This is a genomic window from Actinophytocola sp., assembly GCF_036002505.1.
Taxonomy (GTDB): Bacteria; Actinomycetota; Actinomycetes; order Mycobacteriales; family Pseudonocardiaceae; genus DASYTH01.
On record NZ_DASYTH010000218.1, the window covers coordinates 1 to 14,751 of the forward strand.

Annotated in this window: 15 protein-coding genes; 7 read left to right on the top strand and 8 right to left on the bottom strand. The window is 70.6% G+C overall.

Going from position 1 to position 14,751, the window contains the following annotated elements; genetic code table 11:
- Positions 1-58: 58 nt before the first annotated feature.
- Both VGR06_RS18900 and VGR06_RS18905 read right to left on the bottom strand, forming a co-directional pair.
- The gene (locus VGR06_RS18900; RefSeq protein ID WP_327560414.1) at positions 59-1,612 is read right to left on the bottom strand and encodes a hypothetical protein; all 1,554 of its coding nucleotides are present in this window, start codon (positions 1,610-1,612) and stop codon (positions 59-61) included.
- Between the two features lie 102 nt (positions 1,613-1,714).
- Complete coding sequence (locus tag VGR06_RS18905) at positions 1,715-1,876, bottom strand: hypothetical protein (RefSeq protein ID WP_327560415.1); 162 nt, start codon at positions 1,874-1,876, stop codon at positions 1,715-1,717.
- 340 nt (positions 1,877-2,216) lie between these two features.
- Here VGR06_RS18905 and VGR06_RS43935 point away from each other — a divergent pair, with 340 nt between their 5' ends.
- From VGR06_RS43935 to VGR06_RS18920, 4 genes are read left to right on the top strand one after another with little or no spacing between them, the layout of a single operon-like run.
- Complete coding sequence (locus tag VGR06_RS43935) at positions 2,217-2,393, top strand: Scr1 family TA system antitoxin-like transcriptional regulator (protein WP_414637297.1); 177 nt, start codon at positions 2,217-2,219, stop codon at positions 2,391-2,393.
- Positions 2,329-2,640, top strand: a complete 312-nt coding sequence (locus VGR06_RS18910) for a Scr1 family TA system antitoxin-like transcriptional regulator (protein WP_327560416.1) — start codon at positions 2,329-2,331, stop codon at positions 2,638-2,640. The genes VGR06_RS43935 and VGR06_RS18910 overlap by 65 nt, the downstream gene beginning before the upstream one ends.
- A 33-nt stretch (positions 2,641-2,673) precedes the next feature.
- Positions 2,674-2,859, top strand: coding sequence for a DUF397 domain-containing protein (locus VGR06_RS18915; protein ID WP_327560417.1), 186 nt, complete (start codon positions 2,674-2,676; stop codon positions 2,857-2,859).
- On the top strand, positions 2,826-3,269 hold the full coding sequence (locus VGR06_RS18920) for a (deoxy)nucleoside triphosphate pyrophosphohydrolase (protein ID WP_327560418.1): 444 nt from the start codon (positions 2,826-2,828) through the stop codon (positions 3,267-3,269). Before VGR06_RS18915 ends, VGR06_RS18920 begins: the two co-directional genes overlap by 34 nt.
- Here the strand turns inward: VGR06_RS18920 and VGR06_RS18925 are convergent.
- The 4 genes from VGR06_RS18925 to VGR06_RS18940 all read right to left on the bottom strand — a co-directional run bounded on the left by VGR06_RS18925 (position 3,247) and on the right by VGR06_RS18940 (position 6,183).
- A complete protein-coding gene (locus VGR06_RS18925) occupies positions 3,247-4,392 on the bottom strand; it encodes an RNA polymerase sigma factor (protein WP_327560419.1) in 1,146 nt (381 codons plus the stop codon). The genes VGR06_RS18920 and VGR06_RS18925 overlap by 23 nt on opposite strands.
- A gap of 6 nt (positions 4,393-4,398) precedes the next feature.
- Positions 4,399-4,806: a YciI family protein gene (locus VGR06_RS18930; RefSeq protein ID WP_327560420.1), complete on the bottom strand. Its 408-nt coding sequence runs from the start codon at positions 4,804-4,806 to the stop codon at positions 4,399-4,401.
- A gap of 97 nt (positions 4,807-4,903) precedes the next feature.
- Entirely contained in the window at positions 4,904-5,875 is a 972-nt protein-coding gene (trpS, locus tag VGR06_RS18935; protein WP_327560421.1) for a tryptophan--tRNA ligase, read from the bottom strand.
- 161 nt (positions 5,876-6,036) lie between these two features.
- Positions 6,037-6,183 carry a hypothetical protein gene (locus VGR06_RS18940; RefSeq protein ID WP_327560422.1) on the bottom strand — a complete coding sequence of 49 codons (147 nt, stop codon included), beginning with the start codon at positions 6,181-6,183 and terminating at the stop codon, positions 6,037-6,039.
- Positions 6,184-6,395: 212 nt separating this feature from the next.
- Between VGR06_RS18940 and typA the strand changes: the two genes are divergently transcribed.
- A complete protein-coding gene (typA, locus tag VGR06_RS18945) occupies positions 6,396-8,312 on the top strand; it encodes a translational GTPase TypA (RefSeq protein WP_327560423.1) in 1,917 nt (638 codons plus the stop codon).
- A gap of 3 nt (positions 8,313-8,315) precedes the next feature.
- On the opposite strand, the gene VGR06_RS18950 is transcribed toward typA, so the two are convergent.
- Positions 8,316-8,861: a YkgJ family cysteine cluster protein gene (locus VGR06_RS18950; RefSeq protein WP_327560424.1), complete on the bottom strand. Its 546-nt coding sequence runs from the start codon at positions 8,859-8,861 to the stop codon at positions 8,316-8,318.
- The gene (locus VGR06_RS18955; protein WP_327560425.1) at positions 8,858-10,117 is read right to left on the bottom strand and encodes a hypothetical protein; all 1,260 of its coding nucleotides are present in this window, start codon (positions 10,115-10,117) and stop codon (positions 8,858-8,860) included. Before VGR06_RS18955 ends, VGR06_RS18950 begins: the two co-directional genes overlap by 4 nt.
- 125 nt (positions 10,118-10,242) lie before the next feature.
- Between VGR06_RS18955 and VGR06_RS18960 the strand changes: the two genes are divergently transcribed.
- Complete coding sequence (locus VGR06_RS18960) at positions 10,243-11,928, top strand: ABC transporter family substrate-binding protein (protein WP_327560426.1); 1,686 nt, start codon at positions 10,243-10,245, stop codon at positions 11,926-11,928.
- 188 nt (positions 11,929-12,116) lie between these two features.
- Positions 12,117-14,510, top strand: coding sequence for a helix-turn-helix domain-containing protein (locus VGR06_RS18965; protein WP_327560427.1), 2,394 nt, complete (start codon positions 12,117-12,119; stop codon positions 14,508-14,510).
- Positions 14,511-14,751: the final 241 nt, after the last annotated feature.

Consider the following 14,751-nt stretch of genomic DNA (forward strand, 5'->3'; position numbering starts at 1 on the left):
GGTCCCGGACGGTGCCGCGCTTCCAGGGCCGTTGCCGGGCCCCGGTCCTGAGCCCTGGTCAGCAGCTGCCGACGCGGGCGATGCGGGTGTGCCAGAGGGAGAGGTTGAAGTACTGCTGGGCGATCACCGCGCAGCTGCCACCGGGGACTGACGGGTCCGTGACGACGGATGAGTAGTCGCCGAAGCGGGTCTGGGTGGTGGAGTTGCCGATGAAGTGGACCTGCCCGGAGGCGATCAGGTTCGGGATGCCGCCGAACGGGAGGACCCAGTCGACGTTGTCGGTGGCGCCGAAGTTGGTGTCGGTGAAGGCCCAGTTGAGAAAAATGTAGTTGCCGCCGCCCGGGGCGATGCCGATCCCGATGCTGGGGTTGAAGTCATCGCTGGTGCCGCTGTGGAACGCGAAGGCGGTGGTGACCGTGTTGCTGGTGATGTTGATCGCGCCGTAGCGCACGGTCGGGAACCCGGCGAGGGACACGTCGTGGGCGAAGTAGATCGAGACGCCGTCGGTGACCGGCGACCACTGGATTCGCCCGTCGAGCGGGTCGAGGGTGACGCTGGTGCCCGGCTGGTTGATCCGCCGGGTCGGCGCGGTGAACGGCGAGCTGATCGTGGCCTGCAGGGTCAGGCTGGCGCTCAGCGTGCCGCTGTTGGTCATCCGGTAGAGCCGGTAGCCGGTGCCGGGCACGGCGACCACGAAATAGCTGGACGGGAACGTGAAGACCGTCGAGGTGTCGGCGTTGGACACCGGTGCGGAAAGACCATCCGTGGGAAAGGCGACGAAATCGACGTGCGCGCCGATGTAGAGTTTGCTCTTCGGCAGGCTGAACACGGTGAACGTCACGCTGCCGCCGGGCTTGACGTTGGCCGAGCTGATCAGCACCGAGTCGGTGTCCTGGCCGAGTATCGGGTAGTCGATCAGCGTGCCGGACGGGAACGAGCTGCCCTGGAAGGTGAGCCGGAAGCCGCGCCACGTGCCGCAGACGTCGCCGGTGTCGCTCGCCGCCACCCACATCGCCGGCGTGGCCGAGGACGACGGGGGTATGACCGTCACGGAAATCGTGAAACGGTCGAAGAGATGGTCGTACTGAATCCGGGGATCGGACAGGTTGTCCGAGGTCCTGAGGAACCTGTTGAGCGTGACACCCCCATTGCACAGGATCGAGCCGTTCTTGTCGGTGACCTGAAGGAACGTGTTCACGATCTCCGCGATCTCGGTGGGGCCCTTCGCGGCGTTGACGTCCGGGGGCTCACAGAAGCAGCTCGCGCCCTCGGCGATGCCCTCGAAGTTCTCCATGACGCCGAACGTCGGCGTCGGTGTGCCGTCGACGGTGCCGCCCTCGATGTCACGGGACTTCGCCGGCAGCGCGGGGCGGCTGCCGGTCGTGGGTCTGGACGGTAAGGCGGGCCGGGCCAACTCGTTGTGCTTGACGACCGCCGGCCGCGCCGGCTGGACGTCCGCCATGCCGGCCACGTCCCTGAGATTGACCACCACCGGCGCGTCTCCCCCGCCCCCACCCCCGCCATCACCCTGAATCACCGGCGCGGCGACCGCCGAACCGGTGAACGTGGTGATCACGGTGGATGCCATCAGGGCCGCAGCCGCGAAAGGCATGATTCTCCGCACGCACTCCTCCTAGCGTTGGAAATTGACTCCCGCTGCTTGGCGTTCCACCGAGTTCCACCTCCGGTCCTGGCGATGGAACACCCCACGGAATCAGTTGTGGTCGGCGCAGCCGGTGGCGAGGGCGTCCTGCGCGTCGCTGAGGGCGGAAACGATCGCGTTGGACTGGTCGACCGCGTTGCGGAAACGCTCGTGGGCGGTGCGGGCGCGGGCCGAGGTTTCCCTGCGACGCAGGCGTGTGGTGGCCGCACTCAAGCGGCTGCGGGAGGAAGCCGGGCTCACCATGATCCAGGTCAGCGAGAAGACCGGCTTCTCCCAGTCCCACGCTCAGCCGCGTCGAGGCACTCGAAGTCGGCATCAGCGGCGACGACACCCGCACCCTCTGCGAGACCTATGGCGTCGACAAGGACACCACCCACGCTCTGGCCGAACTTGCCCGCCACAGCCGAAAACGCGGCTGGTGGCACATCTACCCCGATGACGTGCTCGGCAAGTTCGTCGACTACGTCGAGCTGGAGACCGACGCCGGCTCGATCAGTGAGTTCCAGGTCGACGTGTACCCGGCCTGTTGCAGACCGATCGCCACGCCGAGGCGGTGATTCGGCATGGCTACCCCAACGCCGACGACGAAACCGTTACCACTCGCGTTGAAGTGAGAGTCGAGCGACGACAACTGTGGCACAAGAGGAACTTCGAGCTGTGGTCCATTGTGGACGAATCGGCTCTGCGGCGGCCGAATCGGAAACTCAGAGATCATGGCCGAGCGACTTGATCAACTGGTGGCGATGGCCGAACACCCCAAGCTCACGCTCCAGGTCTTGCCGACGAAAATCAGCGGCCACGTGGTGCTTGGCGTGCCACACGTCATCATCAATCTGCTCGACAGGGCGACCTTCGTGTACGTGGACACCTTGACCGGCGGGCTGTACCTCGAAGACGACAACGATGTGCGGCCATATGAACTGGCGTGGAAGCGACTCTCCGCGACAGCACTAGACTTTGACCACTCGACGCTTTGATCGAGCGGATCGCGGGTGAGCACAGGAGTGGTCATGTCAAGCAGCGTCGCCGAACGCACCAGGCGCAAGAGCAGTCGTGGCAACGCCAGCGGCGCATGCGTCGAGATCGCCTTTCCGCCCAACATCACCGCGGTACGTGATTCCAAGAACCCCGCCGGTGGCACCCTTGTTCTCGGTGCCGCCGCGTGGAAAGCCTTCTGCTCGGCGGTGCGAGGCTGAGCGGCATCGTCGTCGGAGCCGCCATCGTGCGGCACGGCACGCTGCTCGCCCAGCAACGTGCGTACCCGGAATCCGTTGCGGGGCAATGGGAACTGCCCGGCGGCCGGGTCGAACCGGGGGAGACTGACCGCGCCGCCGTGCTCCGCGAGTGCGTCGAGGAACTCGGTGTGCGGGTGCGGGCCGGCGATCAGATCGGACCCGATGTGCCGCTCCACGACGGCCTCGTGCTCAGGGTGTACCGCGCGGACCTCGACCCGTTCGATGCCACCCCGCACCCGCACGACCACCACGCCCTGCGCTGGGTTACCGCGGACGAACTGGACGAGGTCGGGTGGCTGCCGGCAGACCTGGTCCTGGTTCCGTATCTGCGGAGCGCGCTGATGCGGACTAGCGACGCTGGCGGGCGTTGAGTCGGGCGGCTTGGCGGGTGAGGTGGTCGCGTTCGGCGAGGTTGGGTGCTTTGTGGGCGGCCTCGGCGTAGAGCCGGGCCGCGGTGGCCAGGTCGCCGTCGCGTTCGTGGAGGTAGGCCGCGACTGCGGTGTGCCGGGGTAGTGCGTCGTCCAGGGCCGCGAGTGCGGCCAGGCCGGCGCGTGGTCCGTCGGCCTCGCCGAGGGCCACTGCGCGGTTGAGCCGGACGACCGGGCTGTCGGTCAGCCGGGCGAGCTCGTCGTACCACTCGAGGATCTGCACCCAGTCGGTCTCCTCGGCCGTCCGGGCGTCGGCGTGCAGTGCCGCGATGGCGGCCTGGGCCTGGAACTCGCCCAGCCGGTCGCGGGCGAGGGCCGCCTGCAGGATCTCGACGCCCTCGGCGATCGACTCGGTGTCCCACCGGCCGCGGTCCTGCTCGGCGAGCGGCACCAGGCTGCCGTCGGGCGTGGTTCGGGCGGTGCGCCGGGCGTGGTGGAGCAGCATGAGGGCGAGCAGCCCGGCCACCTCGGGGTGGTCGATCGCGGCCGCGAGTTGCCGGGTGAGCCGGATGGCCTCGACGGCGAGGTCGACATCGCCGGAGTAGCCCTCGTTGAAGACCAGGTAGAGGACGCGCAGCATGGTGGCGACATCGCCAGGCCGGTCGAACCGCACGCCGGAGACCGTGCGCTTGGCCCGGCTGATGCGCTGCGCCATGGTCGCCTCGGGCACCAGGTAGGCCGCCGCGATCTGGCGGGTGGTCAAACCGCCGACGGCGCGCAGCGTGAGCGCGACCGCCGACGACGGTGTCAGCAACGGGTGGGCGCACAGGAAATAGAGCTGGAGCGTGTCGTCCACCGTGGGCGCGGGCCCGGGCGCCGGCTGTTCGTCAAGGACGTCCTCACGCCGGCGGCGGGCGCCATCCGCGCGGGTCGCGTCGAGGAACCGGCGCCAGGCCACGGTGACCAGCCAGCCCTTCGGGTCCCGCGGCGGCTCGGCCGGCCAGACACGGACCGCCTCGACCAGCGCGTCCTGCACGGCGTCCTCGGCCGCCGCGAAGTCGGCTCCGCGGCGGACGAGGATCCCGAGCACGCTCGGCGTGAGGCTGCGCAGCAGGACCTCATCCACCGTGCGTCACTCCGTGATCGTGGGCGACGAGCCGTAGAACGGGCGCAACTCGAGCCACTCGTGGATCGGCTTCCCACCCGCCCCAGGCGCGGCCGACAGCTCCCCGGCCAGCTCGACGGCGCGCTCGTAACCGTCGACGTCGATCACCATCCAGCCGGCGATGAGGTCCTTGGTCTCGACGAACGGACCGTCGACCACCGGCGGGCGCCCCTCCCCGTCGTACCGGACCCACGTCCCCTCCGGGGCCAGCGCCTGACCGTCAACGAACTCGCCGGTCTCCTCCAGCCGGGCCGCGAAGTCGTGCATGTACTGCACGTGCGCCGAGATCTCCGCCGGCGTCCACCGGTCCATGGGCACATCGTTGACCGCAGCCGGAGCGCCGCGGTAGTGCTTGAGCAGCAGGTACTTGGCCATCGTGGTTCTCCTGGGGTGCTGGCGCGACCCATTGTGGTCGCGCTCATACCGGGGGACGGAGCCGGTCACCGGTTCTCGACATCGCCGTCGAAAATTCTCAGCCGACTCCGGCCAGGCGTAGCGCGGACTCCAGCCGGTGCGCCCCCCGCTCCCGGGCCATCACCGCACCCGAGGCCCGGATCTGGTCCAGCTCAACGGGATCCGCGAGCAGCTCCAGGGTCCGGGCGCGCACCGGGCGGAGCTCCTCGATCAACGCTTCGGCGACGGCCTCCTTCAGGGTGCCGTAGGAGGAGTACGCGGCGGCCACCTCGCGCGGGGCCTTTCCGGTGCAGGCGGCCTGGATCTCCAGCAGGTTGGCCAGGCCGGGCTGGTCGTCCGGGCGGTACTCGAGGCGGTCGAGGCTGTCGGTGATGGCCCGTTTCACCTTGCGGCGCACCAGGTCGGGCTCGTCGAGGACGAACACCACGCCGGGTGCGTCGCCGGCGGACTTGGCCATCTTCGCGTTCGGGTCGACGAGGTCGCGGATGCGGGCGGCGACCGGTGGGGTGACGGCCGTCGGCACCGTGAAGACCTCGCCGTAGGTGCCGTTGAACCGGCGGGCGAGGGCGCGGGCCAGCTCGACGTGCTGGGCCTGGTCATCGCCGACCGGGACCTCGGAGGCGCCCTGCAGCAGGATGTCGGCGGCCATCAGGACCGGGTAGGTGAACAGGCCCACCCGGACCGCGGCCTTGCCGTCGCCCTGGGTTTTCTCCTTGAACTGGGTCATGCGGGCCGCCTCGCCGTACGCGCAGGTGCACTCCAGCAACCAGGTCAGCGCCCCCAACTCGCGGACCAGGTCGGACTGGACGAACACCTGGTCCGGGGAGATCCCGCTGGCGACGAGCACGGCGAGCATCTCCCGGGCCCGGGCGCGCAGCTTCTGCGGGTGGTACGGGGTGGTCATCGCGTGCAGGTCGCTGACCAGGTAGAGGTCGCCGGGGCTGCCCTCGCGGGCCCAGCGCCGCACCGCGCCGAGGTAGTTGCCGACGTGGGCGTGCCCGGACGGGGTGATCGCGGACAGTCGGGCCATGGCTCGCACTCCTTCAGGTTCGCGCCACCCGTGCGGAGTGCCCCGTGCACGACGAAGGCCGCCCGTCCGGGCGGCCTGGCATTGGTCAACACCGTCACGGCCGCCGGTCGGCGGCCCACCACAGTCCGGTGTTGTGCGTCATGCGCACCATGGTAGCGGGGTCAGGCCGCCTTCCTGAACTCCGATTTCGCCTTCTTGAGCGCCAGCACCGGGCACCGCTTGCACCGCGGGCAGGACCGGCAGCACTTCTTCTTGAGCTTGCCAGCCTTGATCAACTTACGGACCCGGTCCGCCGGTGTCTTCGCCACGCCATTCACCTCGCACGCTCGGTGATGGCTGCCCTGTCGCCTCGCAAGCTCGGCGACAGGGCAGTATTCGATGGTTCGCTCGCAAGCTCGCTCACGCACACTCCGATTAGGTTAGGTTTACCTTGCTCAGTGTGCCGCATGGTCCGGCTCACACCAAGGGCCCGGCTATCCTGGGAAGCGGCCGTTCCCCCACGAAAGAAACAGGAGCACTTGTGCCTGCCGCCGATACCGGGACGGCCGTACTCATCCGTACCGACCTGCGCAACGTGGCGATCGTCGCCCACGTCGACCACGGCAAGACCACGCTGGTCGACGCGATGCTGCGCCAGTCCGGCGCGCTGTCCCACCGCTCCGAAGGCGTCGACCGGGTCATGGACTCCGGCGAGCTGGAGCGGGAGAAGGGCATCACGATCCTCGCCAAGAACACCGCCGTGCGGCGGGCAGACCCGCACGGCGGCGGAAAAACGGTGACCATCAACGTGGTGGACACCCCGGGCCACGCCGACTTCGGTGGCGAGGTCGAACGTGGACTGTCCATGGTGGACGGTGTGCTGCTGCTCGTGGACGCCAGCGAGGGCCCGCTGCCGCAGACCCGGTTCGTGCTGCGCAAGGCGCTCGCCGCGCACCTGCCGGTGATCCTGGTGGTGAACAAGGTGGACCGGCCGGACGCGCGGATCGCCGAGGTCGTCGACGAGACCCATGACCTGCTGCTGGAGCTGGCCGAGGAGCTTGACCACGTGGACGAGTCGGTGCTCGACCTGCCGGTGGTCTACGCCTCCGCCCGCGCCGGCCGGGCCAGCCTCACCGCGCCCGCGGACGGTGGCATGCCGGACAGCGAGAACCTGGACCCGCTGTTCGACACGCTGCTCGAGCACGTGCCCGCGCCCACCGGCGACCCGGGCGCCCCGCTCCGCGCGCTGGTCACCAACCTGGACGCGTCCAGCTTCCTCGGCCGGATCGCGCTCTGCCGCATCCATGCCGGGCGGCTGCGCAAGGGCCAGACCGTGGCCTGGTGCCGGGCGGACGGCTCGGTGGCCAACGTCCGGATCAGCGAGCTGCTGATCACCGAGGCACTCGCGCGGGTGCCGGGCACCGAGGCCAGCGCGGGCGACATCGTGGCCATCGCGGGCATTCCGGAGATCACGATCGGCGACACGCTGGCCGATGTGGACGATCCGCGCCCGTTGCCGCGGATCACCGTGGACGAGCCGGCGATCTCGGTGACCATCGGCGTCAACACCGGACCGCTGGCTGGGCGCGGCGGCGGCACCAAGCTCACCGCGCGGCTGGTGAAGGCGCGCCTGGACACCGAGCTGGTCGGCAACGTCAGCGTGCGGGTGCTGCCCACCGAGCGGCCGGACACCTGGGAGGTGCAGGGCCGCGGCGAGCTGGCGCTGGCGATCCTGGTGGAGACCATGCGCCGGGAGGGTTTCGAGCTCACCGTGGGCAAGCCCGAGGTGGTCACCCGCACCGTCGACGGCACCCTGTGCGAGCCGTTCGAGCGGCTCACCGTGGACGTCCCAGAGGAGCATCTCGGTGCGGTGACCCAGCTTCTGGCCACCCGCAAGGGACGGCTCGAGCACATGGGCGGGCACGGCACCGGCCGGGTGAAGCTGGACTTCGTGGTGCCGTCCCGCGGGCTGATCGGGTTTCGCACCGAGTTCCTCACCGAGACCCGCGGCACCGGCATCGCCAACGCGATCTTCGAGGGCTACCACCCGTGGGCCGGGGAGATCCGCAGCCGGTACAGCGGCTCCCTCGTGGCCGACCGGTCCGGCGCGGTCACCGCCTACGCCATGCTCCAGCTCGCCGACCGCGGCACGTTCTTCGTCGAGCCGGGTGCGGCGGTCTACGAGGGCATGGTGGTCGGCGAGAACCCGCGCGCCGAGGACCTCGACGTGAACGTCACCCGGGAGAAGAAGCTCACCAACATGCGCAGCTCCACCGGTGACGAACTGGAGCGCCTGGCCCGCCCCCGCAACCTCGGCCTGGAAGAGGCGATGGAGTTCTGCCACGCCGACGAATGCGTCGAGGTGGCACCGAACGTGGTGCGGATCCGCAAGGTGATCCTGGACGGCACCACCCGCGCCCGCGAACGCTCCCGCGCCAAAACCCGCGACCGCGCCTGATGCTCAGGCATTCAGTTCGGGGTTGATCTGGCGGTTGTCGAAGTCGAGCCAGATGCGCCTGTCCTGCCGGCAGTCGTACCGCCGGCAGACGCCGGGGCGCTGGGCGTAGATGTCGCAATGGTGGGTCTGGGCATTGGAGTGCACGCACAGCCCGTCAGCGCGCTGCAGGTTCAGGTATGGCGCGGACAGGTCCCATCGCACCATTCCCTCGTGGATGTCCTGCTCGCTGAGCGCGAAGCGAAGCTTGCAGCATGCGCCGTGGCACAGCTCGTACCGGGCCGCACAGTCGATCCGCACCTCCTCCGCCTCGGACAGCGCGTACTTGTCCGGCTCATCGGCAAGCTGGACGCCCATGCCGGCGTCCTCGGCCGACTTGGTGAGCCGGTTCTCCACGCCGCGCCTGGCCCGGTCCAACTCGTCCATGCCGATGACACCCTTGGCGATCAGCAACTCGGCCAGCGCGTAGGTCTGCGCGGTCGTCTCGGTCGACTGCTGCACGGTGACGCCGATCCGTCGGTACGCCTCGTGAAAGCCTGACGCGGCGTTCACGGGAAATTCTTGTTCCACTTGTCCTGTTCCTTCTGGATCAGCCCGTGGTTGGTGCTGTCGTCGTAGTCCTTCTGTTTCGTCTTCAGATCCTTCCTCGCGTCGTTGAAGAGTTCCGTGAGCCTGGTAGCGGGGTTGAGCGCGGCGAACGCCGTCGCCGCGCTCGCCAGGGCTTTCGCCTTGCCGCACTCCGTCATTTCCACGGACATCGTCGCCGCGGCCGCGCGCAGATCTGCCTGGAGTTTCGTCGCGATGCTGTTGGTGACATTGAAATGGACCTGCTCGTGATTCAGCAGGCGGGCCGATTCAGCCTTGTCGATCGTGTCGACCGACGCCTTGAAGCTCGTCACACAATCGGCTCTGGTCGCTGCCGTGGCACTGCCGCCCGCCGTGTGGGTGAAGGTGAACGAGCCGGGGGTGAAGCCCGCGAGCTCGGCCGCTTTGCAGTCGGTGACGAACGATTTGGCGCAGTCCTTGGCGGAGGTCGCGGTTACGGCCGTGGCCCCGACGGTCATGGTGAACGACGTACTGCCCGACTTGAATGCCTGCTTGCATTGGCCGGCCAGGGTCTTGCAGTCCGCCGCCGCCTGCGTCTTGAACTCCGCGAGCTGCCGGTCGAATTCCCGCTGGCACTTGGTGACCTGCCGGGCGGTGGCCGCTACAAGACCCTTCTTGAGGTCCGGCTCCGCACCGGACTGCTCCTGCGAGAAGAACGCCTTCACGTTGTCGAACATGGCCGGATCCACGGAGATCTTCACGGTGAACTCGGTCTTGCGCTGCTTGGCCTTCGGTGGCGTGCAGTCCGTGCCGGTGTCGACGATCTCCTTGGCCTGCTTGAGGTTCGGTAGCTTACGAATGTCCGACCTGGTGGTGGCCGGAAAGCCGCTGGACGGACTTCCCTTGAAGTCCGCCCAGGTCAACGGCCGGAAGTCGATGTCGGCGCGCTGCACCACGAGCCGCTGAGCATGCCTGAACTCCTGCGGCTTCTCCTCGGCGCACGAGCAGCCCGGATGCACCTCGCCGCCACAGCGCTGAACGATCTTCGGCGTCACGGCTGAAACGACCGCGGCGTTGCCGGCGAGTCGCTGCAGGGCAAGGATCGCGCGCATGTCCTTCGGTCCACGTCGCGGTATCGCCGCCGGTACGACCACCGGCGGGCCCCGGCGACGGCCGTCCGGGATCCGAGCGACGCGATCCAGATCCACCCCCGCAGTGAAACCGTTCGCCGCCCCATGAACCAGCGCCGCGGGTGTGCCCATGAGGGCAACCGGCATTGCCCTCGCCGCCCCGTCGCCCCACCGGCGGTACCGCTCCCGGAGGAAAAGGGTTTGGGGCACTCTGGAAGTCTGGTGCCGCGACCCGTTACAGGCCTGGGGAGGTGGACGTGGGTCGAACCGCCCGGTTGTTGCCGGCGCTGCTCGGTCTCGTCGCGCTCGCCGGCTGCACCAACGCGCCGCCTCCGCCGCTGGTGACCACGCCGGTGGCGAGCACGACGCCGAGCCGGCGGGTGAACCCGGGCGAGGTCGTCGTCGGGGTGGACAGCGTGACCGGGGGGCTCAACCCGCACAAGGTCTCCGACCAGTCCGCGGTCACCACGGCGCTGGCGACTCTGCTGCTGCCGTCGGTGTTCCGGCCCGCCCCGGACGGCACCGCCCGGCTGGACACCACGCTGATGGTCTCCGCCGAGGTGACCAGCGCCGACCCCTACACGGTGACCTACCAGATCCGGCCCGAGGCGTCCTGGGCGGACAACGCGCCGATCGCCGCGGAGGACTTCGTCTACCTGCGCGACCAGTTGCGCAGCGCGCCGGGCGCCATCGGGGCCGCCGGCTACCAGCTCATCTCGAACATCGCCGCCCGGGAGGCCGGGAAGATCGTCGAGGTGACGTTCGCCAAGCCGTACCCGGGCTGGCGGTCGCTGTTCACCGGGCTCGTGCCGGCGCATCTGCTCAAGGACGTGCCCGGCGGCTGGGCGAACGCGCTGAAGGACGGCTACCCGACCAGCGGCGGGCCGTTCGCGGTCAAGACGCTGGACCGGGACCGCGGCGAGATCGTGCTGGAACGCAACGACCGGTACTGGGAGCGGCCGGCCGCGCTGGACCGGATCATCCTGCGCCGCGGCGACCCGGCCGCCGTGGCCGACGCCCTGCGGGCCGGGCACGAGCAGCTCGCGCTGCTGCAGGCGGACGCGGCCGGGGCGACCATGCTGACCGCGCTCGGCACCGGGGTGAGCGTGCACGCCGTGGCCCGCTCCACCGTGGCCGCGCTGATCCTCCGCCCGCTCGGGCCGGACCTGGCCGCCGAGGGCGTGCGCCGCGCCCTGGTGGCGCTGCTCGACCGCGAGCCGCTGATCGCCATCGGCACCGGCAACGGGCCGGCGTCGCGGCTGCGCGCGGACGCCGAGGTGCTGGCCCCGGCGGTGCCCGGGTACACCCCGACAGTGCCCGCCGGCCCGCCGGTCAAGCCCAACCGCGACCTTGCCGCCCAGCTGCTCACCGAGTCCGGCTATGCCAAGGTCAGCGGCGCCTGGACGCGCGCCGGCCGGGCCCTGACCCTGGTGATCGCCGCACCCGCCGAACGCCAGCCGTACGTCGCCATGGCCTACGAGGTGCAGCGCCAGCTCGCCGTGGAAGGCGTGGCCAGCAAGGTGATCACCGCTCCGGCCGACGTGCTGATCACCAGCCAGCTCACCGCCGCGCCCAGCACCGAGGAGACGATCAACCTGGTGCTTGCCCCGCAACCCGCGGGCGGCGACCCGGCCACCGCGATGGCCACCAACTTCGGCTGTGTGAACCGGTCCGACGGCTCCGCCCCCGCGCCGCTGAGCCCGACCGGCAGCTGCGACCCCGCCATCCAGCCCACCATCGACGCCGCCCTCACCGGCGCTGTCTCCCTCGCCGACGCACTGTCCACAGTGGAACCGGCGCTCTGGCGCCAGGCGGTTTCCGTTCCGCTGTACCAGGAAGCCGACACGCTCGCGGTGCGCGCGGAGATGTCCGGCGTCACCCCCGGCCCGCCCCTCGCCGGCCCCTTCCCCGGAGCCCCCGAATGGCGCCGCACCCCGAACTGAATCAGGCCGAAACAGTGCCGCCGAGCCCAGGCACGGAGGGGGGCATGCGCGGGCTCGGCGGCACCCCCAGTGGAGCGGGCAGGGGTCCAGGCTGACCGGTCTGAGCGCGCGATGTCCACGTGGACCGGCGAAGATGGGACGATCTGGGACGGTCCGGTTCGCCGTATGTGCCTGGGGGTGATGACGGCATGCCGCCTTCGGACGGTGCCGATCTGGCGGAGGAGCTCCGCCGGATGAAGGACCGGGCCGGGCTGAGCCTGGCCCAGCTCGCCACGCGCACCTGGTACAGCAAGTCGTCACTGGAGCGCTACATCAACGGCAAGGTGTTCCCGCCGCGCCGGGTGGTGGAGGCGATCAGCGACAGCTGCGGCGGGGACACCGACGCGATGATCGCCGCCTGGGAGCGCGCCTGGTCGACCGTCCGGGACCGGTCCGGCCAGCCCAGCGCCTACCCCGCGCCGATGGAGCTGCCGGCCGAGCTGCCCGACTTCACCGGCCGGCGGGCCTACCGCGCCGCCCTCGAAGCCCAGCTCACCGCCCTCGACTCGCCGGCCCCCGCGGTGGCCGTGATCTGCGGCATGGCCGGCACCGGGAAGACCGCGTTGGCCGTGCACGTGGCGCACCGGGTCCGCGGCTACTTCCCGGACGGCGCGCTCTACCTGCACCTGGCCGGCATGTCGGAACGCCCGGTGCGACCCCGGGAGGCGCTCGGCCAGCTGCTGCGCTCGCTGGGCGTGGACGGCGGCGCGATCCCGGACGCCACCGAGGAACGCGCCGCGCTCTACCGGTCGAAGCTGGCCACCCGCCGGGTGCTGATCCTGGCCGACGACGCGCCGTCGGCCGAGGCGGTCCGCCCGCTCATCCCGGGCACGTCCGCGGCCGCGCTGATCATCACCAGCCGGTCCCGGCTGGCCGCACTGGCCGGCGCGCGGCTGCACCAGCTCGAGCCGTTCCGCCCGGACGAGGCGCTGGAGCTGCTGCGCGCCCTGGTCGGCGCGCACCGGGTGGATGCCGACCGGGCGGTGGCCGAGCGCGTCGCCTCCTCCTGCGGCAACCTGCCGCTGGCCATCCGGATCGCCGGCGCCCGCCTGGCCTCCGGGCTGCGCAGCGGGTTGGACGATCTCGCGGCCCGGCTGACCGACGAGCGGTGGCGCCTGGGCGAGCTGGCCGTCGGCGACGTCGCGGTCCGCTCCAGCCTGGAGCTCAGCTACCGCGGCCTCACCGCCGTGCACCAGGCCGTGCTCAGCCGGCTGGCCATGCTGGACCTGACCCGCTCGGCGCCGTGGCTGGTCGCCGCCCTGGCCGGAGTGGACCTCGCCGCGGCCGAGCGGATCATCGACGACCTGCTCGCGGCGAACCTGCTCACCGACGCCGGAACCGACGGCACCGGCGAGCGGACACTGGTCATGCACGACCTGGTTCGCGACCACGCCAAGGAAAGGGCCAGCGGTGACCCCGAAGCCGGCGCCGCCACCGGCCGGCTCCTCGGCGCCTGCCTGGACCGCGTCGAGCGGGCCGAGGCCGCGCTCAACCACCGCTTCTACCCGCCGCCGCCCGCGCTCGCGCCGCGGTGGCGGCCCGCGGACGCCGAGGACCCGCCCGCGGATCCGATGGCCTGGTTCGTCGCCCGGCGCCGGCTGCTGATCACCGCGGTACGCATCGCCTGCGACACCGGCCGGATCGGCCTGGCCACCGAGCTCGCCGTGGCGCTGAGCAGCTTCTTCGCCGCGCACAGCGACTGGGCCGGCTGGCGGATCACGCACCAGGCGGTGCTCGACGCGTCCGGCGGCACCGACCCGTACGCCCTGCGCGGCCTGGGCGAGCTGTACGTCTACCTGGACCGGCTGCCGGAGGCACTGGACACGCTGGACCGGGCCCGCCGGCTGCTGGACACCGGCGCCGATCCGCTGTCCGTGGCCTACGTGTACGTCCTGCTCGGGGTGGCGCACCGGAAGAGCGGGCACGCGCGCGCCGCGGTCCGCTACTACAACCTCGCGGCCGCGCGGTTCGCCGAGCTCGACGACGAGCTCGGCCGCGCGCAGATCCGCTACCAGCTGGGCATCCAGCGGATCTACGAGGGCCGGTTGGCGCCGGCGGAGGACCTGCTGCGCACCGCGCTGGACGGGTTCGAGGCCGGTAACGACTCCCGGGACGTGGCTTGGACCTGCTACTGGCTCGGGATCGCGAACCAGCTGCGCGGGCACATCACGTCGGCGCAGCACTGGCACGACCGGGCCGAGCGGGGGTTCGCCGGCCTCTCCGACCGCGCCGGGGCAGCGTCCTGCCTGCGGGAGAAGGCGGAGCTGCTGCGCCAGCAGGGGGCGCTGGACGAGGCGGCGGCGCTGTGCGTCAAGGCGCTGGCCACGCACCGCGAGCTCGGCGACCGGTCCGGTGAGCTGAGCGACCTCCGCCAGCTCGGCATGATCACCGGCGAGACCGATCCGGTGCGCGGCCTGGCGCTACTGGAACGGGCTCGGATACGCGCGGCCGAGCAAGGGCGTGAACCCGTAGTCCGGCGAATCGCGGCGGCCATCGAGGAGTTGCGCCGGCGCGTACCGGCTGATCGCCCGGATGCCGGATAGTGGAATCCCGTTTGCATCCAACTGCGTCCTATTTCCGAAACGAGGAACATTCACAACGATCACGGACCTGGCAGAGCTTGGCCAGGCTTGGCTGGTGGTGGGCCGGCCACTCGGCGGGCCAGCGTGCCGTGCGGTGTTCGCGGTCTGTCGTCATCATGGCAGCGCTGGTCACGGGTCCGACCGCTCGGGCTGACCATCCTCTGCCCCGCCTCACCCGCTCATCGTGGCGCTCCGCGCCGCA